Annotated in this window: 20 protein-coding genes; 18 read left to right on the top strand and 2 right to left on the bottom strand. The window is 65.1% G+C overall.

The window, feature by feature from the left end; genetic code table 11:
• The first annotated feature begins 2 nt into the window (after nucleotides 1-2).
• The 9 genes from bchI (at nucleotide 3) to CKO27_RS03070 (ending at nucleotide 10554) form a co-directional block, all read left to right on the top strand.
• Nucleotides 3-1031, top strand: coding sequence for a magnesium chelatase ATPase subunit I (gene bchI, locus CKO27_RS03110; protein ID WP_200373408.1), 1029 nt, complete (start codon nucleotides 3-5; stop codon nucleotides 1029-1031).
• The gene (locus CKO27_RS03105) at nucleotides 1028-2848 is read left to right on the top strand and encodes a magnesium chelatase subunit D (RefSeq protein WP_200373407.1); all 1821 of its coding nucleotides are present in this window, start codon (nucleotides 1028-1030) and stop codon (nucleotides 2846-2848) included. Before bchI ends, CKO27_RS03105 begins: the two co-directional genes overlap by 4 nt.
• A gap of 78 nt (nucleotides 2849-2926) precedes the next feature.
• A complete protein-coding gene (bchO, locus tag CKO27_RS03100) occupies nucleotides 2927-3826 on the top strand; it encodes an alpha/beta fold hydrolase BchO (RefSeq protein WP_200373406.1) in 900 nt (299 codons plus the stop codon).
• A gap of 91 nt (nucleotides 3827-3917) precedes the next feature.
• A complete protein-coding gene (locus tag CKO27_RS03095; RefSeq protein WP_200373405.1) occupies nucleotides 3918-5453 on the top strand; it encodes a phytoene desaturase in 1536 nt (511 codons plus the stop codon).
• On the top strand, nucleotides 5434-6510 hold the full coding sequence (locus tag CKO27_RS03090) for a phytoene/squalene synthase family protein (protein ID WP_200373404.1): 1077 nt from the start codon (nucleotides 5434-5436) through the stop codon (nucleotides 6508-6510). Before CKO27_RS03095 ends, CKO27_RS03090 begins: the two co-directional genes overlap by 20 nt.
• Nucleotides 6511-6880: 370 nt before the next feature.
• Nucleotides 6881-8137, top strand: coding sequence for a nucleotide disphospho-sugar-binding domain-containing protein (locus CKO27_RS25130; RefSeq protein WP_200373403.1), 1257 nt, complete (start codon nucleotides 6881-6883; stop codon nucleotides 8135-8137).
• Nucleotides 8138-8292: 155 nt separating this feature from the next.
• Nucleotides 8293-8586, top strand: a complete 294-nt coding sequence (locus tag CKO27_RS03080; RefSeq protein WP_200373402.1) for a hypothetical protein — start codon at nucleotides 8293-8295, stop codon at nucleotides 8584-8586.
• A 43-nt stretch (nucleotides 8587-8629) separates the two neighbouring features.
• Complete coding sequence (locus tag CKO27_RS03075; protein WP_200373401.1) at nucleotides 8630-9496, top strand: methyltransferase domain-containing protein; 867 nt, start codon at nucleotides 8630-8632, stop codon at nucleotides 9494-9496.
• A 131-nt stretch (nucleotides 9497-9627) separates the two neighbouring features.
• Nucleotides 9628-10554, top strand: a complete 927-nt coding sequence (locus tag CKO27_RS03070) for an SDR family oxidoreductase (RefSeq protein WP_200373400.1) — start codon at nucleotides 9628-9630, stop codon at nucleotides 10552-10554.
• Nucleotides 10555-10635: 81 nt separating this feature from the next.
• Here CKO27_RS03070 and CKO27_RS03065 read toward each other — a convergent pair whose 3' ends face one another.
• The gene (locus CKO27_RS03065; RefSeq protein WP_200373399.1) at nucleotides 10636-11331 is read right to left on the bottom strand and encodes an NAD(P)-dependent oxidoreductase; all 696 of its coding nucleotides are present in this window, start codon (nucleotides 11329-11331) and stop codon (nucleotides 10636-10638) included.
• A 403-nt stretch (nucleotides 11332-11734) separates the two neighbouring features.
• On the opposite strand from CKO27_RS03065, the gene CKO27_RS03060 reads away from it, so the two are divergent.
• Both CKO27_RS03060 and CKO27_RS03055 read left to right on the top strand, forming a co-directional pair.
• Nucleotides 11735-12217, top strand: a complete 483-nt coding sequence (locus CKO27_RS03060) for a DUF2269 family protein (protein WP_200373398.1) — start codon at nucleotides 11735-11737, stop codon at nucleotides 12215-12217.
• 413 nt (nucleotides 12218-12630) lie between these two features.
• The gene (locus tag CKO27_RS03055; protein ID WP_200373397.1) at nucleotides 12631-13764 is read left to right on the top strand and encodes a carotenoid 1,2-hydratase; all 1134 of its coding nucleotides are present in this window, start codon (nucleotides 12631-12633) and stop codon (nucleotides 13762-13764) included.
• Between the two features lie 130 nt (nucleotides 13765-13894).
• Here the strand turns inward: CKO27_RS03055 and crtD are convergent, their stop codons facing one another.
• On the bottom strand, nucleotides 13895-15391 hold the full coding sequence (crtD, locus tag CKO27_RS03050) for a 1-hydroxycarotenoid 3,4-desaturase CrtD (protein ID WP_200373396.1): 1497 nt from the start codon (nucleotides 15389-15391) through the stop codon (nucleotides 13895-13897).
• 118 nt (nucleotides 15392-15509) lie between these two features.
• Here crtD and CKO27_RS03045 point away from each other — a divergent pair, with 118 nt between their 5' ends.
• The 7 genes from CKO27_RS03045 to CKO27_RS03015 all read left to right on the top strand — a co-directional run bounded on the left by CKO27_RS03045 (nucleotide 15510) and on the right by CKO27_RS03015 (nucleotide 22727).
• Nucleotides 15510-16379, top strand: a complete 870-nt coding sequence (locus tag CKO27_RS03045; RefSeq protein ID WP_200373395.1) for a polyprenyl synthetase family protein — start codon at nucleotides 15510-15512, stop codon at nucleotides 16377-16379.
• A 66-nt stretch (nucleotides 16380-16445) separates the two neighbouring features.
• On the top strand, nucleotides 16446-17561 hold the full coding sequence (locus CKO27_RS03040; protein WP_200373394.1) for a methyltransferase: 1116 nt from the start codon (nucleotides 16446-16448) through the stop codon (nucleotides 17559-17561).
• 202 nt (nucleotides 17562-17763) lie between these two features.
• Complete coding sequence (gene bchC, locus CKO27_RS03035; protein WP_200373393.1) at nucleotides 17764-18732, top strand: chlorophyll synthesis pathway protein BchC; 969 nt, start codon at nucleotides 17764-17766, stop codon at nucleotides 18730-18732.
• A complete protein-coding gene (locus CKO27_RS03030) occupies nucleotides 18729-19712 on the top strand; it encodes a chlorophyllide a reductase iron protein subunit X (protein WP_200373392.1) in 984 nt (327 codons plus the stop codon). The genes bchC and CKO27_RS03030 overlap by 4 nt, the downstream gene beginning before the upstream one ends.
• Nucleotides 19705-21159: a chlorophyllide a reductase subunit Y gene (gene bchY / locus CKO27_RS03025; RefSeq protein ID WP_200373391.1), complete on the top strand. Its 1455-nt coding sequence runs from the start codon at nucleotides 19705-19707 to the stop codon at nucleotides 21157-21159. The genes CKO27_RS03030 and bchY overlap by 8 nt, the downstream gene beginning before the upstream one ends.
• A 100-nt stretch (nucleotides 21160-21259) precedes the next feature.
• The gene (locus CKO27_RS03020; RefSeq protein ID WP_200373390.1) at nucleotides 21260-21424 is read left to right on the top strand and encodes a hypothetical protein; all 165 of its coding nucleotides are present in this window, start codon (nucleotides 21260-21262) and stop codon (nucleotides 21422-21424) included.
• Nucleotides 21425-22178: 754 nt separating this feature from the next.
• On the top strand, nucleotides 22179-22727 hold the full coding sequence (locus tag CKO27_RS03015) for a Uma2 family endonuclease (protein ID WP_200373389.1): 549 nt from the start codon (nucleotides 22179-22181) through the stop codon (nucleotides 22725-22727).
• Nucleotides 22728-22733: the final 6 nt, after the last annotated feature.

Raw genomic sequence — 22733 nt, 5'->3', positions numbered from 1 at the left:
GTATGCCCATCCCGTTTCCGTTTTCCGCCGTCGTCGCCCAGGAAGAGATGAAACGCTCCCTGTTGATCGCGGCCATCGATCCGTCCATTGGCGGAGTGCTTGTCTTCGGCGACCGGGGCACCGGCAAGTCCACCGCGATTCGCGGACTTGCCGCGCTCCTGCCGAAAATGGTGGCGGTCGATTGCACCTATAACTGCGATCCCCAGGCCGGCGACGATGCTCTCTGCGCCGACTGCCGCACCAATCGCGCCAAAAAGGGGCCGCTCAAGGGCCGCAAGGTGCCGGTGCCGGTCGTCGATCTGCCGCTCGGAGCCACCGAGGACCGCGTCATCGGCGCGCTCGATCTGGAGCGCGCGCTCACCAAGGGCGAAAAGGCGTTCGAGCCGGGTCTGCTGGCGCGCGCCCACCGCGGTTTTCTCTATATCGACGAGGTCAACCTGCTGGAAGACCATCTGGTCGACTCGCTGCTCGACGTGGCCGCCTCCGGCGAGAATCTGGTCGAGCGCGAGGGTCTGAGTATCCGTCATCCGGCGCGCTTCGTCCTGGTCGGCTCGGGCAACCCGGAGGAGGGTGAACTACGGCCCCAACTCCAGGACCGGTTCGGTCTCTCGGTCGAGGTCAAGACGCCCCAGGACCTGCCGACCCGCATGAAGGTCGTGCGGCTGCGCGATGAGTTCGAGCGCGACCCCGATGCCTTCGTGGTCAAGTGGAAGGGTAAGGACGGCAAGGTGCGTCGCCTGATCGAGAAAGGGCGCGCGCTGCTGCCCGAGGTCGCGGTTCCCGACGCGACGCTGGAGGCGGCCGGCCGGCTCTGCATCAAGCTGGGCACCGACGGTCTGCGCGGCGAGCTGACCCTGATCCGCGCCGCCCGCGCGCTGGCGGCCCTGCAAGGGGATACGGAGGTCACGATCGAGCATCTCAAGGCGATCGCGACCTCGGCGCTGCGCCACCGCCTGCGGCGCGATCCGCTCGATGAGTCCGGCTCCACCAGCCGCGTGGAGCGCGCGGTGCAGGAGCTGTTCGGCGCATGAGCAGCCCCGACCCGAATCCCGCCGTCGCGGACGGCGGCGCATCGGCGGCCCCGCGCCAGGCGAATCCGGGTCCGTCACCCTGGGAGGACGCGGTCCTCGCCGCCGCGCTCATGGCGGTCGATCCGGCCGGCACGGGCGGCGTCTCGCTGCGCGCCCTGGCGGGTCCGGTGCGCGACCAGTGGCTCTCGATCATGCGCGATCTCCAGCCCGAGGGCACGCCCATGCGGCGCGTCCCGCTGCACGTCTCGGACGGTCGTCTGCTGGGCGGTCTGGATCTGGCCGCGACGCTCAACGCGGGCCGGCCGGTCGCCGAGCGCGGTCTGCTGGTCGAGGCCGATGGCGGCGTGATCGAGCTGGCGATGGCCGAGCGCATCGCCGCCGGCACCGCCGCGCGTTTGACCATGGCCTTCGATTCCGGCGAGGTGGTGCTGGAGCGCGATGGGCTGGCCATGCGAACGCCGTCGCGGTTCGCGGTGGTCGCGCTGGACGAGGGGGTCGGCGAGGACGAGGGGCTGCTCAACGCCCTGCTCGACCGGCTCGGCTTCCATCTGGAGCTGACCTATATCCGCGTCCACGAGGCGATCGCCTGCGACTACGACGCCGACGACATCCTTGCGGCGCGCGCCCGTCTGCGTTCCGTCACCATCACCGAGGATCGGATCCAGGCCCTCTGCGGAACGGCCATGGCGCTCGGGATTCCTTCGCTGCGCGCCTCGATTTTCGCCTGCCGTGTCGCCTGCGCCTCCGCCGCGCTGGAGGATCGCCCCGAGGTGACGGACGAGGATCTCTCCGTCGCCGCCCGGCTGGTGCTGGCGCCGCGCGCGACCCAGCTCCCGCCGATGGAGCCGCCGCCGGACGCCGAGCCGCCGCCGCCCGAGCCGGAGGAGCCGGATCAGGAGCAGAATCAGTCCAACGAGCAGCAGGAGCCTCAGGAGCTTGAGGACCAGGTGCTGGAGGCCGCCAAGGCCGCCATCCCGGCCGGCCTCCTGGCCCAGCTCCAGATGGGCAAGCTGCGGCGCTCGCGCTCGCGCGCCACCGGCAAGGCCGGCGCGGTGCAGAACGCCCCCTCGCGCGGACGTCCGGCCGGTGTGCTGCGCGGCGAGCCGCGCGCCGGACTGCGGCTGAACGTCGTCGAGACCCTGCGCGCCGCCGCCCCCTGGCAGCGTCTGCGCCGGGAGGAGCGGGCGCGTGTCGGTCAGCCCTCCACACGCATCGAGGTGCGTCAGGACGACTTCCGCATCACCCGCTTCAAGCACAAATCCGAGACCACCACCATCTTCGTGGTCGACGCCTCCGGCTCCTCGGCGCTGCATCGTCTGGCCGAGGCCAAGGGCGCGGTCGAGCTGCTGCTCGCGGACTGCTACGTGCGGCGCGACAAGGTCGCCCTGGTCGCCTTTCGCGGCAAGGCCGCCGAGATCCTGTTGCCCCCGACCCGTTCGCTGGTGCGCGCCAAGCGGACCCTGGCCGGGCTGCCGGGCGGCGGCGGCACGCCGCTGGCCTCGGGCATCGACCTGGGGATGATCCTGTCGGATTCGGTCAAGCGACGGGGCGGCACGCCGGTCCTCATCGTCATGACCGACGGCCGGGCCAATGTCGCGCGCGACGGCACCGGTGGACGGACCCGCGCCGGGGAAGAGGCGCTGGCCGCCGCGCGGGTGGTGCGCTCGCTGGAGATCGCCGCGCTGGTGATCGACACCTCGCCGCGACCCCAGCCGCAAGGCCGGGATCTGGCCACGGAGATGGGCGCGGTCTATCTGCCGCTGCCGCACGCGGACGCCAATTCGCTCAGTCAGGCGGTGCGGGCGACGGCGATCTGATGCCCGTCCTTGCGTTCGGACGGATCTGGAGCGGCAGGAGCGCGTGGCGCGCACTGGTTCAAATCGAGAGTGCTTCTTGTGAATGACACGCCGGATTGGGAGCGGGAGGGTTCGGACTGGCCGAATCGCGAGTCCAGTCAGTTCGTCTCGGCGGGCGGGCTGCGCTGGCACGTTCAGCGAATGGGTCAGGGGCCGGTACTCCTGCTGCTGCACGGCACCGGCGCGGCGACCCATTCCTGGCGCGATTTCGCCCCTCGTCTGGCCGAGCGCTTTACCCTGATCGCCCCGGATCTTCCGGGTCACGGCTTCACCAGCGCGCCGCCCCAGGATCGCATGTCCCTGCCGGGCATGGCCGCCTCTGTCGGCGCCCTGGTCGAGACGCTCGGCGTCCAGCCGGAGCTGGTGCTCGGGCATTCGGCGGGCGCGGCCATCCTGATTCGGGCCTGTCTGGAGGGGCGGATCGCGCCGCGCGGGCTCATCAGTCTGAACGGCGCGCTCCTGCCCTGGCGCGGTCTGCCGGGTCGGATCTTCTCCCCCGCCGCCAAGCTGTTCGCCACCAATTCGCTGGTGTCGACCCTCTTTGCCCTCCGGGCGCGTAACCGCAAGGTCATTCAGCGCCTCGTCGACAGCACCGGCTCGACCCTGGAACCCGCCGGGGTGGATCTCTATCAGCGTCTGATCCGTTATCCCTCGCATGTCCGGGCCTCGCTCTCGATGATGGCCCATTGGGATCTGGGCCTGATCGAGCAGGGGCTTCCACAGCTCAAGACGCCGCTGTTCCTGATCGTCGGGGAGCAGGATTCCACGGTCTCGCCGCGCGAGGCGCGTCGCGTGCGTCAAGGGTTGCGTCCGGACGCCGAGCTGATCGAACTGGTGGGCCTGGGTCATCTGGCGCACGAGGAGCGACCCTACGAGGTGGCGGATGTCGTTCGTCGGATCGCGGTGGGTTTGGGACTGCTATCCGCGCCTTGTGGCTGATTTCCGTCGGTAATTGTTGACCGGCATCAGGGGGTGACGTGGCGTCGATCCTGCTATACTGTCAACCTATGTTGACAGTGAAGCGGGTAATATGAACTTGACAGTCGCGGCTCCACGGGTTTCTGGTACCGATCAGAGTCAGAACAAACCGCACGCCCTCGTGATCGGCAGCGGTTTCGGCGGTTTGGCGGCGGCGGTGCGTCTTGGCGCGCGCGGCTTTCGGGTGACCGTTCTCGAGGCGTTGGACGCCCCCGGCGGACGCGCCTATGTCCATCGGCAGGACGGTTTCTCCTTCGACGCGGGGCCGACCATCATCACCGCGCCCTTCCTGCTGGAAGAGCTTTGGGGCCTCTGCGGTCGCCGCTTCGAGGACGACGTCGATCTGCGCCTGATGGATCCCTTCTATCGGATCCGCTTCGACGACGGCCGGGTCTTCGACTACAGCGGCGACGCCGACAAGGTGAAGGCGCAGATCGCCCAGTATTCGCCGGCCGACGTGAAAGGCTACGACCGCTTCATGGCCATGAGCGAGAAGGTCTTCAAGGTTGGCTTCGAGGATCTGGCGCACGTACCCTTCACCCATCTGACGGATATGTTGCGAATCGTGCCGGACATGGCCCTGCTGCGGAGCTACCGCACCGTCTACGGCATGGTCTCCAGCTATATCAAGGATCCCTACATCCGTCAGGTGCTCTCCTTCCATCCGCTGCTGATCGGCGGCAATCCCTTCACAGTGACCTCGATCTACGTCCTCATCTCCTTCCTGGAGCGCAAGTGGGGCGTGCATTCGGCGATGGGCGGCACGGGCGCGGTGGTCAAGGGGTTGGTGAGCCTGGTCGAGGGGCAGGGCAGTCTCATCCGCTACAAGACGGAGGTCGAGCAAATCCTGGTCAAGAATGGCCGGGCCTCCGGCGTGCGCCTAGCCTCCGGCGAGGAGGTCCCGGCCGATGTCGTCGTCTCCAACGCCGACGCGGCGACGACCTACGGCAAGCTGCTCGGCGGACATGCGCGCAAGCGCTGGACCGATAAAAAAATCGAGCGCACCCAGTTCTCCAATGGGCTTTTCGTCTGGTACTTCGGCACCAAGCGCCAGTACCCGGACGTGAAGCATCACACCATCCTGCTCGGCCCGCGCTATCGCGGCCTGATCCAGGACATCTTCAAACAGAAGAAACTCGCCGAGGACTTCAGTCTCTATCTGTATCGTCCGACGGCGACCGATCCGAGCCTGGCGCCGGAAGGTTGCGATACCTTCTATGCCTTGTCTCCGGTGCCGCATCTCGGCGGCGATACCGATTGGGAAACCCAGGCGGAGCCGTACCGCGCCCGGATCGCCCGTTACCTGAGCGAGACGGTGCTTCCTGGATTGGAAGACCAGATCGCGACCTCGCTCGTCACGACGCCCCTGGATTTCAAGCATCGCCTGAATTCCCACCTGGGCGCCGGTTTCAGTCTGGAGCCCCTCTTGATGCAAAGTGCGTGGTTTCGCCCGCACAATAAAAGCGAAGAGGTGGAGCATCTTTATCTGGTCGGTGCGGGGACGCATCCGGGCGCTGGCGTGCCCGGAGTCATCTCATCCGCACGGGTCCTCGACAGGGTGGTGCCCGATGCCTCAACTTTTGTCTAGTCAGAACGACCGGAAGACGACTCACGCGACGGCGGCCGATATCGCCGCCTGTCGCGATTTGCTGCGTTGCGGCTCGCGCTCGTTCTACGCGGCCTCTTTTCTGCTGCCGCAGCGCTTCCGTGATCCGGCCATCGCGCTCTACGCCTTCTGCCGCATCGCCGACGATGCGATCGATTGCGTGGGCGACGATCCGCGGCTCCAGGCCGAGGCGCTCGAAATGCTCCACGATCGGCTCGACCGCATCTATGCCGGCCAGCCGATCGACGATCCGGCCGACCGCGCGCTGGCGGACGTGGTGGTGGAGTTCGCCATGCCCAAGCGTCTGCTCGGAGCCTTGCTGGAAGGCTTCGAATGGGATGCCGAGGGACGTCGCTACGAGGATCTTTCCGGGATCTACGATTACTCGGCGCGGGTCGCCGGGACGGTCGGCGCCATGATGGCCGCCCTCATGGGCGCGCGTTCCGAGGAACTGGTGGCGCGGGCCTGCGATCTGGGCGTGGCCATGCAGATCACCAATATCTGCCGCGACGTGGGCGAGGACGCGCGCAACGGGCGCATCTATCTGCCCCTATCCTGGGTGCGCGAGGCCGGGATCGATCCGGATGAATGGCTGAAGGATCCCGTTTTCAACGAGGCGATCGCCTCCGTGATCCAGCGCCTGCTCCAGACGGCGGACACCCTCTATCAGCGTTCGGATGCCGGGATCGCCGGTCTGCCGATGGGCTGTCGGGCCGGGATCAACGCCGCGCGCTATCTCTATTCGGAGATCGGCCGTCAAGTCGAGCGTCAGGGACTGGATTCCATCTCCCGTCGCGCCGTGGTGCCCGCGCCGCGCAAGTGGCAGCTTCTGGGGCCTATCCTGGGCAAGGCCATCCTGACCTCGCGTTATGTCGCCGCTCCCGCCCTCGAGGAAACGCGCTTCCTGGTCGACGCGGTCGTTGCCGCCACGCCGCAACCGGAGAAGAATTCCGCCTTGGGCGGCGGCAATCGCGTGATGTGGGTGCTGGAATTGTTCGAGCAACTCGAAGAACGCGAGCGCGCGGTCGGCTTGCGTTAACGCGGCCTCTTTCAGCTCGGCCGTTCCGCGACAGGCGGGGTGCGACGTCGACTGTCGCGCCCCGCTTGTTTTTGCGCGGGCAGCAACCCTCATCGACTGATTCAGGGTGGCCGGATGCGCGCGGGATGCCTGCCGCCCCTGATCGATGATGATCGGGGCTTCGGCCCTCTTTAGGTGATTTCCGGGATAGCTTGTGCCCGCGATCCGCTTGGTCATAGACAGGATCAGCAGGATTTCGCAGGATTGACAGGATTTTTAAATCTCTGTTTTTAATCCTGTCCAGTTCCGGAGCCTTCGGTCGGGTACGGATTTTCCCGGAAATCGCCTTGCCGAGGATCTGGTTTCAAATAGAGCTTAGGGTGAGGGGGCCGTGGCCCGTATTCTCTTTTCGACCATGGGGTCTCTCGGAGATCTTCACCCTTACATCGCGGTGGCCAAGGGCCTGCTTGAGCGCGGGCACGACGCCGTGATCGCCACCAACGGGGAGCACCGGTCATCCGTTGAAAGCGCGCGGGTCGGGTTCGTCGAAACGATACCAACGGCAAGCGTTCAGGGCGACTACCAGGCGGCCATGGAGCGGATGCTCACGGCGCGCGGGGGCGAGGAGTTCCTGGTGCGCGAGTTGGTGATGCCCCAGTTGCGCGAGACCCACCAAGTGGTGCTGGAGGCCGCGACTGGTGTCGACCTGCTGGTCTCGCAGACCCTGGGCATGACGGTGTCCATCGTCGCCGAGCAGCGTCGGCTGCCCTGGGTGGCGACCCTGCTGACACCGATGTCCCTCATGTCGACCTGCGATCCGCCGCTGATCCCCTCGGCGGCCTGGCTGTTCGCATTGCGGCGGCTCGGGCCGAGGTTCCATCGCGCGGCGTTCGCCATGGGCAGGAAGCAGGTCTTCGCCTGGGAGGCGCCGCTGCACGCGCTGCGTCGCGAGCTTGGGGTGTCGGCATTGGCCGGTCCGGCGCTGTTCGATGGGCAGTATTCACCCTATCTGAATTTGGCGCTGTTCGACCGGGCGCTCGCCGCGCCGCAACCGGATTGGCCGGCACGCACCGAGATCACGGGAAACCCTGTTTACGACGGTGAGGTCGATCCGGATCAACTCGTCGAGTTCAGGGCCTTTCTCGCCGAGGGCGAGGCGCCGCTCGTGTTCGCGCTGGGATCCCTGACCGTTTTGGTTGCCGGCTCGTTCTGGGAGCACGCGGTGTCGGCCTCGGTGCGGCTGGGGCGTCGGGCCGTGCTGCTGACCGGGCCGGCTCAACTCGGCGAGCTGCCCCCTGGGATCAGGGCGTTCCCCTATTTGCCCTACTCAGCGGTCTTTCCGCATGCGGCTGCGGTCGTCCATCAGGGCGGAATCGGAACCCTGGCGCGGGCCATGCGGTCCGGGCGTCCGCAGGTGATCGTGCCCCTGGCCTTCGATCAGCCGGACAACGCCCACCGCACGGCCAAACTCGGCGTCGCGCGCGTGATCCCGCTGCGAAGGCTCACCGCCACCAAACTGGGCAGAGCCTTGGAGTGCGTTTTGGGCGAACCTCGCTATGAGCAGGCCGCGACCCGGCTGGCCGTTGAGCTGGAGGCTGTCGACGGCGCCGCATGCGCGGCCGAGAGGCTAATCGCGATGCTCGCCTAGTGGGCTGTACCGATGGAACATAAGATGCCTCTGGTACAACCGCGACAAACGGCGGGATCGCTTCGTGAAGCTGGGCGCCGACCCGGACGTACCTGGGGTGCCTGCATGGTATCGTCTCGGTAAAATGATCACTGACAAAACAGAAGGAACGGACCATGACTGAATTCTTCGCAAGCGGGCCCTCCATCGACCTGGTCCTGCTACTGATTGGCTTGGAGGCGATCGTGCTCATGGTGCTGTGGCGGATGGGCCGCTGTCCCCTGCCGCCGCTCTCAACCCTGCTCATCCTCGCCCCCGGTACCTGTCTGTTGCTGGCCGCGCGCGCGGCCCTCTCTGGCGCCTCCTGGGTTTGGGTTTCATCCCTGTTCCTCGTTGCGCTCTTCATCCACTTGGTCGATCTGCGGCAACGGTGGCAAGAGCGGAGTCGCCAAAACCCGGCCAAAGGTTGACGAGGCCATTGGTTTTTCAGACCGCCAGTCGGAGGAGACGGCCGTGAGCGAATCCAAGGGTGTATTCGGTGGCGGACTGACCATCCCGACCCTGCCGGCGCGCTGGCTTTATCGGATAGCCTCGACCCACGCCTTCACCGAGCGCGGCTTATACCTTAATCTCGGCTACTGGGCCGAGGCGCGGACCATCGACGAGGCCTGTGAAGCCATGGTCGAGTTGGTCGGCCGGACGGCTGGCCTCACCAGTGCCGACGAGGTCGTGGATGTCGGCTTCGGGTTTGCTGACCAGGATATCTACTGGACCCGGCGCTTTGCCCCGCGGCGGATCATCGGTGTGAACATCACGCCTGGGCAGGTGCGGGTGGCGCGGGAGCGCGTCCGCGAACTCGGCCTGGAGGAGCGGATCGATCCGCGTGAAGGCTCGGCCACCGCGACCGGACTGCCGGACGCCTGTTGCGACGTGGTCATCGCGCTCGAGTGCGCCTTCCATTTCGATACCCGCGAGCGTTTCTTCGCCGAGGCCGCCCGCCTGCTGCGGCCAGGTGGGCGCCTGGTGCTCGCCGATTCGATCCCGACTGGACCCGCTGTCGATCCATGGCGGCATCCGTTGCGGGCATTGCTCAACGACGCTGTCCGCGCCGCGCTTTCCGTGCCGCGCGCCAACGTCTACCCGCGCGAGGTCTACGCCGCGAAACTCGCTGCGGCCGGGTTCGAGGCGGTGCGGGTGGAATCGATCCGCGATCAGGTGCTACCGGGCTGGTCCCGTGCCTTGTTCGAGGATCCGGGGCTGCGTCGGCGGCTTGGCCCGGTGGGATGGCTGCTTCGCCGCATGTCCAGGACGCCGCTGCATGAAGGGTTCGATTACGTCCTGGCCGTGGCGCGTCGGCCAAGTACCGAGACGGTCACATAGTCCCGGAGTGCCGGCGCCCGGTGATACGCGATTCAGCGTGAGGGGCGGACTCCAAAAATGTCAATGCGGTGCCCAGAGGTTCCCCGTAATTTGGCGCGCCTCTACCTCTCTTCGTTGGAGATCAATGGACGATGGGCTGGACAACTGTTGACATCCCGTCGCAAAGCGGGCGGCTCGCCGTCATCACTGGAGCCACCGGCGGGCTGGGTTACGAGACGGCGCTGGCGCTGGCGGCGGCTGGCGCGGAGGTCGTACTGGCGAGCCGAAACGACGGCAAGGGTGCCGATGCGCTGGCGCGCCTGCGCGCCGCCCATCCTAGTGCGACTGCGCGCTTCGAGCGGCTCGACCTGGCCTCGCTCGACTCGGTCGCCGCCTTCGCGGAGAGGCGGCTCGCGGAGGATCGGGGCATCGACCTGCTCGTCAACAATGCCGGGGTCATGGCTCCTCCCGACCGGCAAGTGACGGTCGACGGCTTCGAGCTTCAGTTCGCCACCAACTATCTCGGTCATTTTGCCTTGACGGCCCGGCTACTACCGCTGCTGCGGCGCGTCCCCGGCGCTCGCCTGGTCAACGTCAGCAGTTTGGCCGCGAACTTGGATTCGATCGATCTCACCGACCTGCAATCGGAACAAGCCTATGTCCCGTTCCGGACCTATGGGATGACCAAGCTGGCGATGCTGATGATGGCGTTGGAATTCCAGCGCCGCAGCGAGGCCGCAGGCTGGGGAATCGATGGCCTGGCGGCCCATCCGGGCTATGCCCGCACCGACATCATCGGCAACGGACCCGCCTCGCGCGGCTTGCGAGCGGTGCTATGGCGGATCACGAAGCCGGTCTTGCTTCCGTTCAGCCCGCCGGCTGGGCAGGCCGCCTTGCCGATCCTGTTCGCCGCGACCTCGCCGGATGCGCGAGGTGGCGGGTTTTACGGCCCGACGGGGTGGCGCGAACTCAGGGGTCCGACAGGCACGGCCAAGATGCCGGCCCGGGCGCTGGACGGCCCGGCCGCCACCCGTCTCTGGGAGACATCGGAGCGGCTGGTCGGGGTGAGGTTCGCGTGAAACGCATTGCGTTCGGCGCGGCCCATCGTGCGAAAGAATGCCCGCGGGCTGCCGAACGCTAGCGAAAAGACCAAAGAGAGATCAAGCCGCCTGTGTCGCGAAGTCTCGTTCTGATATGGCGAGCTGTGACAAGACGACCGTTTCCCGCAGGTACCCGCCACCCTCCAGGACTTGGGTAATGAAGTCGGCGAGATCGACCCGGCTGATGGTGCGCTTGCGCCTGTCGCCCGAAGTGCTGGCAAGCCAGCGCCCGGTGGCGGCGCCGTCGGTCAGGCCAACCGGTTGGATCAGTGTCCAATCCAGGCCGCTTGCCTTGACCAGCGTCTCCTGCCGCTCCTTGTCGGCCAACTGCTCGCGCAGTTGCAGCGCGCGGAACCACAGCCGGAACGTTGGCGACAGTCTGTCGCGTGTGTCGCCGACGCCGTAGGCGGTGATGCAGATCAACCGCTTGACCGAAGCGGCCGCCATCGCGGCGATGACGTTGGCCGTGCCCATCTCGCAGATATTGGAGGGGGGGGGGCGTTTGGCTCCCGGCAATTTCAGGAGAACGGGGTTGCGGGAATCGCCCAGGCTGACCACCACCGCGTCCTGACCGGCCACGGCGGACGCCACATCGGCGGCGTTCATGGCATCGCCCGCGCGAATGGAAATCCCCTTGTGCGCTGGGAGCTTCGCCGGATCACGTCCAAAGGCGGTTACCTGATGTCCCGCCGCCAGCAGGGTCAGGGCGACCGTGCGACCGGCTTTTCCGGACGCGCCGAAAACAACGACTTTCAAAATAGGCCTCCTGATGTCTGGCCGATCCGTGGAACCCAATGTCGCTCCGACCATCGCCGATGCAAAACCCCTATGGTCCGCGTCGGCGCAAGCGGATCTTCGTGGTGGCGGAGTCTAGCATAACGACGCCGACAGTCGCGCTGTTGTTACCGTACAAATACCTATACAGGCCCTATCTCCGGCACTAGAATCATTCGACGACAGCGCGGGGTTTGGGGCCAGTCCAGCGGTGCGTTCCGACGATCGAGGTCGGCAACGCCTTTTTGGTCAGGCCTGATAATCCGCCGAATCATCCGCCCATGCTCCACGGCCGCCGATGCCTACTCATGGCTACAATGCCTGCGTCAGCGCGCTTGGAGGATCGGTACCCTTCCGTCCCTAGCCTACGCGGTGAGCCTTAACTATGTTGTATGCGTTCTTCAAATCCCTGCATATTCTAGGGCTTGTGTTAATGGCCGGAAATGTAACCGTCACCGCGCTCTGGAAGGTCTTCGCCGATCGCACGAACAAGACGCAAATCATGGCTTTCGCTCAATGGTTGGTGACCGTGACCGATTTTTCATTTACCTTGTCCGGCGGTTTTCTGATGGTTGTCGGCGGATACGGCGCGGCCTACGTGGGCCACATTTCGGTGATCGATACCCCCTGGGTCGTCCTCGGGCAACTCATGCTGGCCGTGGCGGGGGCCGTGTGGCTGGGTATTCTCGTGCCGCTTCAGATCAGGCAGGCGCGTCTCGCGCAGGATTTCGCGGTCATCGGCGAGGTGCCGGCCGAGTATCGGCAATGCAGCCGCACATGGCTGGTTTGGGGCCTTCTCTCGACGGTGCCGCTGCTCGCTGGCCTCTATTGGATGGTGGCCAAGCCAATGACCTACTGGTTAGGCTAGATTAAGGAGCTTGGCTCGATGTCGTGGAAGGGGCTATCCGAAGCTGCTTTTTAAGAATCCCCGGCGGCAACGGACGATCGGGGGCTCTTCTACTTGTTCCTGCGCCTCTTCGTTCCAGTTGCCCGCGAGGCGGATGTTTGTCGCCCATTTCGCGAACTCGCCGGTCCCCTGATCGAGATCGGCGGTGACGAAAGAATCGGGACTTCCGATGGTCCGCCACCGCCTGTTCTTCCCTCCGAAGACGCCCGTGAATTTGACGATTGTCGCTCATCGCGCCTGTCCATGGCTTTACCCTGTCCGTACTCGGTGCCTCGGCGGCAGAGGCATCGCCAGGTAATCAAGTGAGCCAATCCGTCGGTGCGACCGCAATGCGCTGGCGACGTACGACCCTTTACCGTATCGGAGATGGCGTTATGCGTGGAATAGACTTTCGGTCACCCGGAGCACCGCTGGCAGACGATGCGCCGCCGGCCGGAGGCAACGAAGGTAACCAGATCCGCGACGCTCGAGATGACGCCTCCCCGCCAGGAGCCGGGCGCGCACCCGGCGCCGAGGGGGGCCATGGCGACGAAGTCACTGACGACATCACTCTGGCGGCTGGCTGTGAGCCTGGCCGTGGACCGCGCTTCGACGCGCCGGTCATGCCAGAGGGTTATCTTTGGTGGTATGTCGACGCCTTCAGCGACGACAGGCGGCATGGGATCACGCTCATCGCGCAAGTCGGCAGTTGTTTTTCCCCCTACTACGCCTGGGCGCGCCGGCGCGGTGACAGTGATCCGCTGAACCATAACTCGCTGAATGTCGCGCTCTACGGTGAGTGCAAACGCTGGAGCATGACCGAGCGTGGCCGCTCCGCGCTTCGGCGGGACGCCTCCCGGCTGGAGATCGGGCCAAGTTCGCTGTCCTGGGACGGCACCTGTCTGACTATCCAGATCGACGAGATTGCGGTGCCGATTCCCCGGCGCATCCGCGGCACTGTCAAGCTGTATCCGCGCACGGTGGCCGGCCAGCCGTATTTCCTTGATGGCGCGGGGAGCCATCGCTGGGCGCCGATCGCTCCCGGCGCGCGCGTCGAGGTACAACTCGACCAGCCGGCCCTGCGCTGGTCCGGCCACGGATATCTCGATTCCAACTGGGGCAGCGAGCCGCTGGAGAAGGCGTTCCGCTATTGGGAGTGGTCGCGAGCCGAGCTGAAGGATGGCGGCACCGCCGTCCTCTATGACGCGACGCGACGCGACGGGCATCGGACAGAGCTGGGCTTGCACTTCGATCCGGCTGGCGACGTGGAACGGATCGAGGTTCCGCCGCATGCTAAATTGCCTACCACGGCTTGGCTGATGCAACGTGGCACCCGGGTAGACCCGCGGCAGACCGCGCGCGTGACCGAGACCCTGGAGAATACGCCGTTTTACACGCGATCCGTGCTGGAGACGCACCTGCTCGGCGAGCCGGTGACGGCGATGCATGAGAGTGTGTGCCTCGACCGCTTCAGCGCGCGTTGGGTGCAAACGTTGCTGCCGTTCCGGATACCGCGGGCACGGCGCTGAAGGAAGATCGGGGCTCCGCGCGGAGAGACTTATCGACTGGCCCCAAGAGCCCGATTCCGTCGTGCCGCCGCGACGGAATAGGGGTTCTGATTTCACCCATGTCGATCACGAGCGCTTCACCATTCGAGGCTCAGCATGAACGCAGATCCTCGATCAGGCTGGCGGCTGCCAGTCGGCCCGATATCGCCGCCATGGGGACGCCCGCTCCGGGGTGCGCGCCGCCCCCAGCCAGATAGAGCCTCGGGATCCGGGTGCGCGATGCTGGACGCGTAAAGGGCGTCCGCCAGCCGTGGGTCGCCGCTCCATAGAGCGCGCCGCCGGTCGCCGGAAACAGGCGGTCGAATTCCGTCGGCGTGGTGACCTGGGTGCTCTCGGGGCTGCGGTGGATCCTCAGGCCACGATTCTCCAAGTGTGAGAATACCCGCTGTTCGCATTGCTTGATCTCGGCGGCGTCGAATGCTTGCCGATCGCCCCGGGACGGCGCGTTCAGAAGTAGGAACAGCCGCTCGGCGCCCGGCGTCGTCCGCGGCTCTCCGCAAGCGCGGTCCTGGGCGCAGACGTAGACGGTTCCATCGCGGGGGAGACGCGCGTGTCGAAAGATATCCGCGAATTCCGAGGCGTAATCGCGGCCAAAAAAGACATTGTGTCGCGCGAGTGGGAAGCCCTCGGTCTCGGCGCGGAGGCACCAGGTCATGGCCGACATGGAGCGGCTGTTTGGCGCCAGGGGGCGCACGGCCTTGCGGATTCCCTCGCCCAGTCGGCCGCTGGCCAGGGCGGCGGGGTCCGCGTTCACGACCACGGCATCCGCGCCCGATACCTCGCCATCGGCGAACCGGACGCCGCTCGCGCCTCCGCGGGCGGTCAGGATTTCCGTCGCCTCCCGATCGTATTCGATGGTCGCCCCGAGCCCGCGCGCGAGCTTGGCCAGGGCGAGCGCGATCTGATGCATGCCGCCGATGACGGACCAGACGCCCTGTTGTTCGACGTGGGCGATCAACATCAGGGTGCCCGGCGCTTCGAACGGGGACGAGCCGCAGTAGGTCGCGTAGCGACCGAAGAGCTGCCGCAGTCGTGGATCCTTGAAATAATCACCCAGGACTCGCCATAAGCTATCGTAAGGCTTGATGCCGCGTAGACGGCCCAATCCGCTCACGCCGCAGCGCCCCATGAGCCCCAGCGGGCTCGGGCGCTGGGCGCGAATGAACGTGCCCTCGAGCGTCTCGTAGACCGATTGCGCCTTGTCGCAATAAGCGCGGTAGCCCCTGGCTTCCGCCGCGCCGCCGAAGTCGCCGATCGCCTCGATGGTGCGTTCGCGCTCGGCGAAGAGATCCAGTCGCTCATGCTCGCTCCAGGCGTGCCGTGCTATGATTTCCAGCGGCTCCAGGCTTAGATAGTCGGTGAGCGCGGCGCCAGCGTCGGCGAAGACGTCCTCGAGGATCCAGCGCATGGTGAAGACCGTCGGACCCGCGTCGATGCGATGTGGTCCGATCGCGACCTCGCGCATCTTTCCACCCGGGGTGCTCGCGCGCTCGACTACCTGGACCTGGAATCCGCGTGCGGCGAGTTGGACGGCCGTCACCAAGCCTCCGACGCCAGCGCCGATAACAATAACCTTCTTGGTGGTCATCGGATCAATGACTTCCTCTATTCGCGTTGACGCGTCGGTTGTTGATGTCTATTGTACGTGACACTGATAAGTGTCAACTCATCCTTACGTTATGACCGAGGTTGCCGGGGGACCACCGATGGATGCCACAACGAGAATCGAGCAGGCTTTGGCCGCCGCCATAGACACTGTGGCCATCCCCGGTTGTCCCCCGCGTCTGATCGAGGCCGTGCGGCACTCGGTCTTTCCGGGCGGCGCGCGCGTGCGGCCAAGACTCTGTCTGGCGGTCGCGGCGGCCTGTGGAAGCACCGACTACGCGGCGGCCGACGCCGTCGCCGCCTCCATCGAGCTGCTGCACTGCGCCTCCCTGGTGCATGACGATCTGCCCTGTTTCGATGACTCCCCGCTGCGCCGCGGCCTGCCCTCCGTGCATCGCGCCTTTGGCGAACCGCTCGCCGTGCTGGCGGGCGACGCGCTCATCATCCTGGCTTTCGAGCATCTGGCCCGGAGTCTGGCCGCGACCCCCGAGCGTCTGGCGCCGCTGCTGCTGACCGTCAGCCGTTCGGTCGGGATGCCACATGGGATCACTGCCGGCCAAGCCTGGGAATGCGAGCCGCGCGTGTCCGTCGAGGATTATCATCGCGCCAAGACCGGTTCCCTGTTCGCGGCGGCCACGGCGGCCGGAGCCCAGGTGGCGGGCGAGGACGCGGATATCTGGCGGGTGGTCGGCGACCGCATCGGCGAGGCATATCAGGTCGCGGATGATCTGCGCGACGTCGCCGCCAGCGCTCAGGAAGTCGGCAAGCCGGTGGGGCGCGACGCCCTGCTGAATCGTCCCAGCGCGGCCGGTGAGTTGGGTATCGATGGCGCGATCGGTCGGCTCAAGGATCTGGTCAAGGGGGCCGTCGACGCCATCCCGCCCTGTCCGGGTCGCGACAGGCTGGCCGAGGTGCTGATGGCCGAGTCGCGCCATATCATGCCCAAGAATCTTGCCCAGCGAGCGGCCTGATCCACCTAACACGTTTGTCGGTCGCCGTCCGGGGCGACCCCAATCAACCGGCGGTAGTGTCATCCAGTGCGGCTCCCCGATCGTTTACTCGCCCTTCGCAATCGTGTGATCTCCGACCCAGGTTTTCAACGCTGGGCCGCCGTTTTTCCGCTGACCCGTCCGATCGCGCGCCGTCGTTCGCGCGAGCTGTTCGATATCGCCGCGGGCTTCGTCTACTCCCAGATATTGTTCGCCTGCGTGCGTCTCAAGCTCTTCGACATTCTCGCGGAGGGTGTGCAGTCGACCGAACAACTGGCCAAGCGTCTGGAGCTTCCGCCGGATGGCGCGCGGCGACTGTTGCGCGCGGCGGTGAGCCTGGGGCTGGCCGAGGCGCGCGGCCAGGATCGCTATGCGCTGGGCGAACTGGGCGCGGCTATCGTGGGCAATCCTGGCATCACCGCCATGGTCGAGCATCATGTGATGGCCTACGCGGACCTGAAGGATCCGGTCGCCTTGCTGCGTGGCGAGGTCGAGCGACGCGAGCTTGCGGATTATTGGGCCTACGTTGGCTCCGACGCGCCGGCCGCCTCCGCCGATCGGTCGATTCAGGGCTATACCGACCTGATGGCCGACTCCCAGCGCCTGATCGCCGACGATGTCCTGGATGCCTATTCGCTGAAGCCGCATCGCTGTCTGCTCGACCTGGCCGGCGGGGATGGAACCTTCCTGGTCACGGCCGCCAAGCGCTGGCCGCATCTGAAGGTGATCCTCTTCGATCTGCCGGCCGTGGCCGAGCGCGCGCGGGAGCGCTTTCAGCGCGAAGGTCTGGCCGACCGGGCCAGCGCGGTTGGCGGAGACATCCTGCGCGATCCCTTGCCCCAGGGGGCGGATGTCGTCTCGCTGGTGCGGGTGCTCCACGATCACGACGACGAGGAGGCCCAATCCTTCGTGAACGCGGCCTGTCGGGCCCTTCCGGCTGGCGGGCGTCTGCTGGTGGCCGAGCCGATGTCGGGGACTCCGGGGGCCGAGCCGATCGGCGACGCCTATTTCGGCTTCTATCTGCTCGCCATGGGCAGCGGGCGTCCGCGCACCCCGGCCGAGTTGAATAGCATGCTGCGGACCGCCTGTTTCGACCGCGTCCGGCAGGTGTCGACGCATCGGCCGATCCTGACCCAACTGCTGCTGGCCCAGCGCGCCGCTTGAGCGATCGCGGTGGGCCCACCCCGTCGTCGAGGTTCGTTTCTCGCCGGGCGGCACGAAGAACGCCCTGGCGATCCGCGCGCCAGCCATTGCAATCACTGACCAGACCTATCCAAGATCAACATCCGCTCCAATCACCCTAGACTGGCAGTCAACTTTCGTTAAACTGTCGGATCTTTCAGATTCAACCTGTCCGAGTCCCATCTTGAACCCAGATACGCCGAATCTCGAAGCCCTCGCCGTCGTCCTCGAACAACCCGAACGCCTCTCGCTCCAGCGGCTCGCGCTTACCCCGCCGGGGGACGCCGATGTGGTCGTCGACATGGAGTGGAGCGGCATCAGCACCGGCACCGAGCGCCTGCTCTGGTCGGGCCGCATGCCGGATTTCCCCGGCATGGGATATCCGCTGGTTCCTGGTTACGAATCCGTGGGTCGTGTCAGTTTTGCCGGATCGGCCTCGGGCCTGGAGGTTGGCCAGCGGGTCTTCGTGCCGGGCGCTCGTTGTTATGGCGAGGTGCGCGGACTGTTCGGCGGCGCGGCCTCGCGTGTGGTCGCGCCGGCCGCTCGGCTGATGCCGGTCGACGAGGCGCTCGGCGACCAGGGCGTCCTGCTCGCCCTGGCGGCGACCGCCTATCACGCGATCGCCGGACCCGTCTCGCCCCATGTCGAGCTGATCGTCGGGCACGGCGTGCTCGGGCGCCTGCTGGCGCGCATCGCGGCCTTGGGCGAGGGTTCCCGTCCGGTGGTCTGGGAGACCAATCCGGCGCGTGTCGGCGGCGCGGAGGGCTACGGTTACGATGTGATGACGCCGGACGAGGATCCGCGTCGCGACTATCGCGCCATCTGCGACATGAGCGGCGATCCCAGGATCCTGGACAGCCTGGTCGCCCGCCTGGCGCGCGGCGGCGAGATCGTGCTCGGCGGTTTCTACAGCGAGCCGGTGTCCTTCACCTTCCCGCCGGCCTTCATGCGCGAGGCGCGTTTCCGCATCGCCGCAGAGTTCCTGCCCGCGGATCTGGAGTCGGTGCGTACCTTGCTCGATTCCGGGCGTCTCTCGCTCGACGGACTCATCACCCATCGCCTGCCCGCGACCGAGGCCGACAGCGCCTATCGCACCGCCTTCGGCGATCCGACCTGCCTGAAGATGATTCTTGATTGGAGATCCCTCTCGTGAATGTACCCGTCAATGGTCCCGCGTTAACCGCCTCGCGGCAGGCAAGCTCGGACCCGGCCTCGGCGCCGGCGATCAAGGAGACCCAGATCATCGCCATCTACGGCAAGGGCGGCATCGGCAAGAGCTTCACGCTCGCCAATCTGTCCTACATGATGGCGCAGCAGGGCAAGAAGGTGTTGCTCATCGGCTGCGATCCCAAGAGCGATACCGCCACCCTGCTCTTCGGCGGCCGCAACTGTCCGACCATTCTCGGCGTCTCCAGCGAGAAGAAACGCGCGGGCGAGACGGTGAGCATCGGCGACATCTGTTTCAAGCGTGATGGCGTCTTCGCCATGGAGCTGGGCGGTCCGGAGGTCGGACGCGGTTGCGGCGGACGCGGCATCATCCACGGCTTCGAGCTGTTGGAAGGGCTGGGTTTTCACGAGTGGGACTTCGACTATGTCCTGCTCGACTTCCTGGGCGACGTGGTGTGCGGCGGCTTCGGTCTGCCGATCGCGCGCGACCTCTGCCAGAAGGTCATCATCGTCGGCTCCAACGATCTGCAGTCGCTCTATGTCGCCAACAACGTCTGCTCGGCGGTGGAGTATTTCACCGGCCTCGGCGGCAATGTCGGCGTCGCCGGCATGGTGATCAACAAGGACGACGGCACGGGCGAGGCGCATGCCTTCGCCGAGGCGGTGGGGATCCCCATCCTGGCCACCATCCCGGCCCACGAGGAGATCCGCCGCAAGAGCGCCAACTACGAGATCATCGGCTTGCCCGGTGGATCCTGGGGGCCGCTGTTCGAGGAACTGGCGACCAATGTCGGCGCGGCGCCGCCCGTGCGTCCCAAGCCGCTCGCGCACGAGGGCCTGCTGAATCTCTTCAAGGGCGACGACGTCGGTCGGCACGTCACCTTGCAGCCAGCACGCCCTGAAGACATGTGTGACACCTCGGTGATCGCCAAGCCTTCGCTCGAAGTCGTGTACGACGATGTCTGAGCCGGGCGAGCCGATGGGCGTCGATCCATCCAGTGGCGGGGTTCCCGAGGCGGCGAATTGCGGGAGCGCCGAGACCTTGAAGTCCGCCGCGGTCGCGGCGGGCAATGCCGAGTTGCTTCAGCGCCTGGCCGCCGATTATCCGGCCGGTCCGCACGATCAGCCGCAAACCATGTGCCCGGCCTTCGGCGCCCTGCGCGTCGGGCTGCGCATGCGGCGCACCGCCATGGTGCTGGTGGGGTCCGGGTGCTGCGTCTACGGTCTGACCTTCACCTCGCATTTCTACGGCGCGCGGCGCTCGGTCGGCTATGTGCCCTTCGACTCCGAGTCGCTGGTGTCGGGCCGGCTCTTCGAGGACGCGCGCGACGCGGTGCTCAAGCTGGCCGACCCCGACAAGCTGGACACCATCGTCGCCATCAATCTCTGCGTCCCGACCGCCTCGGGCGTTCCCCTGCGTCTGCTGCCCAAGCAGCTCAACGGGGTGCGCATCCTGGGAATCGACGTGCCGGGTTTCGGCGTGCCGACGCACGCCGAGGCCAAGGACGTCATGGCCGGTGCCATGCTCCATTACGCCCGGCTCGAAGCGGAGCAGGGTCCGGTTCAGGCCCCTCGCGGCGGGCGCAGCGAGCGGCCGACCGTGACCCTGCTCGGCGAGATGTTCCCGGCCGATCCGGTCGGGATCGGCATGATGCTGGAACCCCTGGGTCTGGCGGTCGGACCAGTGGTGCCGACGCGCGAGTGGCGCGAACTCTACGCCGCGCTCGATTGCCGCGCCGTGGCGGCCATCCATCCCCAATATGCCGCTTCATGCCGTGAATTCGCCGCCGCCGGTCGGCCCATCGTGGGGTCCGCCCCCGTGGGACGCGACGGCACGGCGGCCTGGCTGGACGCCATCGGCCAGGCCTGCGGGGTCGCCCAGGACAAGATCGACGCCGCCAAGAACAAGTTCCTGCCCGCCATCGGCGGGGCGCTCGCGGCCATGCCGATCAAAGGGCGCGTCATCGTCTCCGGCTACGAGGGTTCGGAGCTGCTGGTGGCGCGCCTGCTGATCGAGTCCGGGGCCGAGGTGCCCTACGTGGGGACCGCCTGTCCGCGCACCCCCTGGAATGAGTCCGATCTCGCCTGGCTGGAGGCGCGTGGCGTGCCGGTCCAGTTCCGTGCCTCCCTGGAGCAGGATCTGGCGGCGGTCAAGTCGCTCGCTCCCGATCTGGCCATCGGCACCACGCCGGTGGTCCAGGCGGCCAAGGAGCGGCAAATCCCGGCGCTTTATTTCACCAACCTCATCTCCGCGCGTCCGCTGATGGGACCGGCCGGGGCCGGCTCCCTGGCGCAGGTCATCAACGCCGCGCTCGCCAACAAGGAACGCTTCGCCACCATGCGCGCCTTCTTCGAGGGTGTGGGGGAGGGCGAGACGAGCGGGGTATGGCCGGTGATGCGTGGAGTAACATGATAGGTAGGCAAATCAATTTGTCTGCTGGTAATAGTTACGTATTAGCTGGGCTAGTTAGCCTAACGAAATTAAGACGTTAGGCAAAAACGGAGAAACTCCAGTGAAAAAAATCATTTCGGCCATGTTTGCGGTTCAAATAAGTTATGTTACGAACAACGGAGGAAGAACCACTACAACAGAGCTTATTAACGCTCAAGATGAAAAAGATGCAAGAGCGAAAGCCCAAAAATTATTGCAGAGAAATATAATCAAGGGAGAATCGTAAGCGTCGGAAAAGGTGAATTAAACATGCTGGAAGACATATTCCTGACATGAAATAGCAAATCCCATGGCAGCCTAAATGCACTGTTTAGGCACCAAAATCGAGGTAAATATTTATGGCTAGTACAACGCACCGGATATGATCCAGATAATTAGGGCCGGCGAAATGGCCGAATTTCTGGCACTTGGGGCCGATCGGATTATCCAGTACATTATTGGTGCGCTTATTATTTTATTTAGGGTCGAATTATTTTAGCTCCGCATGGAATACTGGCACTCATTCCGAAAATTTGCCATGCGCGGAGCCAGTTCCATTTGGCGTTAGCCGTATAGGGTAAATACCAATGCATCTACGTTCGACAATGCTCTTAACCTGTATACTTGCGATCCTATCTACATCCAGCTACGGAGATGTTATAGACAACTTTAGGTACAAAACTGCTACTCAAATCGACTGCCCAGCTCCGATGATTGAAATCACTGACAGGAAAACCGCGTGGTTTTCTGGTTACACGACATGGACAGCTAAATGTAGAGGAATAGTTTACTTCTGCGTTAGCGATTCGCCTGGGGAAGATAAATGCTCCGCTTATCATGATGGCGAATTAGAGAGGTAGGATGGGTAGAACGGCCGAGCGATAACCATGACGGTTGCTGTAACGCTTGTCGGCCGTGAAACCCATCATTCACTGCGGTAGAGCCTGAAAAGGCGGCATGGAACTTGGTTCAAAATCATTCGCAAAACATTGGAGCGGCGCATGAAATGGGAAGAAGCCATTGCCGACGCCGCGCTTGCCGATCTTCCTTATAAAGTCGAAATGAACGAATGGGGAAAGATCGAAATGAGTCCTGCCTCGAATCTCCAGAGCGGGTTGCAAACGGAAATCCTCATTCTGCTACGATCATTATTGAGAACCGGAAAATCCTACGCAGAAATCAGCATCGAGACATCCCGCAACGTCAAGGTTGCCGACGTGATCTGGGCATCCTACGAGTTTCTGGAAGAACATGGTTTCGAGACACCCTATCGTGTCGCCCCGGAGATTTGCGTGGAAGTTGTGTCGCCCTGTAACACTGAAGAAGAAATGATGATGAAAAAGGATCTGTATCTGGCGAAAGGATCGAAAGAGGTTTGGTTTTGTTCACAAACGGGCGGGATGCGTTTTTTTCTCATGCCGGTCAACTCGAACACTCGAATCTCTGTCCTGATTTTCCAAAAAACATTCAACCTTAATAGTCAAATCTGGACCGGATTGGAGACCAGCCATTGGTGTCGATCTTTCAGTCGAATAGACTCGTCACCTTGAGAACTT

The organism is Thiocystis violacea (assembly GCF_016583575.1).
Classification (GTDB): Bacteria; Pseudomonadota; Gammaproteobacteria; order Chromatiales; family Chromatiaceae; genus Thiocystis; species Thiocystis violacea.
Note: the sequence above shows the minus strand (reverse complement) of the source record. Positions and strands in the feature narration are given on the sequence as shown.

Coding starts and splice junctions, on each gene's coding strand:
- CKO27_RS03105 (WP_200373407.1), top strand. CDS start 1,028: ATGAGCAGCCCCGACCCGAATCCCGCCGTCGCGGACGGCGGCGCATCG.
- CKO27_RS03070 (WP_200373400.1), top strand. CDS start 9,628: ATGGGCTGGACAACTGTTGACATCCCGTCGCAAAGCGGGCGGCTCGCC.
- CKO27_RS03090 (WP_200373404.1), top strand. CDS start 5,434: ATGCCTCAACTTTTGTCTAGTCAGAACGACCGGAAGACGACTCACGCG.
- CKO27_RS03095 (WP_200373405.1), top strand. CDS start 3,918: ATGAACTTGACAGTCGCGGCTCCACGGGTTTCTGGTACCGATCAGAGT.
- bchI (WP_200373408.1), top strand. CDS start 3: ATGCCCATCCCGTTTCCGTTTTCCGCCGTCGTCGCCCAGGAAGAGATG.
- CKO27_RS03080 (WP_200373402.1), top strand. CDS start 8,293: ATGACTGAATTCTTCGCAAGCGGGCCCTCCATCGACCTGGTCCTGCTA.
- crtD (WP_200373396.1), bottom strand. CDS start 15,391: ATGACCACCAAGAAGGTTATTGTTATCGGCGCTGGCGTCGGAGGCTTG.
- CKO27_RS03015 (WP_200373389.1), top strand. CDS start 22,179: ATGAAATGGGAAGAAGCCATTGCCGACGCCGCGCTTGCCGATCTTCCT.
- CKO27_RS03045 (WP_200373395.1), top strand. CDS start 15,510: ATGGATGCCACAACGAGAATCGAGCAGGCTTTGGCCGCCGCCATAGAC.
- CKO27_RS03060 (WP_200373398.1), top strand. CDS start 11,735: ATGTTGTATGCGTTCTTCAAATCCCTGCATATTCTAGGGCTTGTGTTA.
- bchY (WP_200373391.1), top strand. CDS start 19,705: ATGTCTGAGCCGGGCGAGCCGATGGGCGTCGATCCATCCAGTGGCGGG.
- CKO27_RS03055 (WP_200373397.1), top strand. CDS start 12,631: ATGCGTGGAATAGACTTTCGGTCACCCGGAGCACCGCTGGCAGACGAT.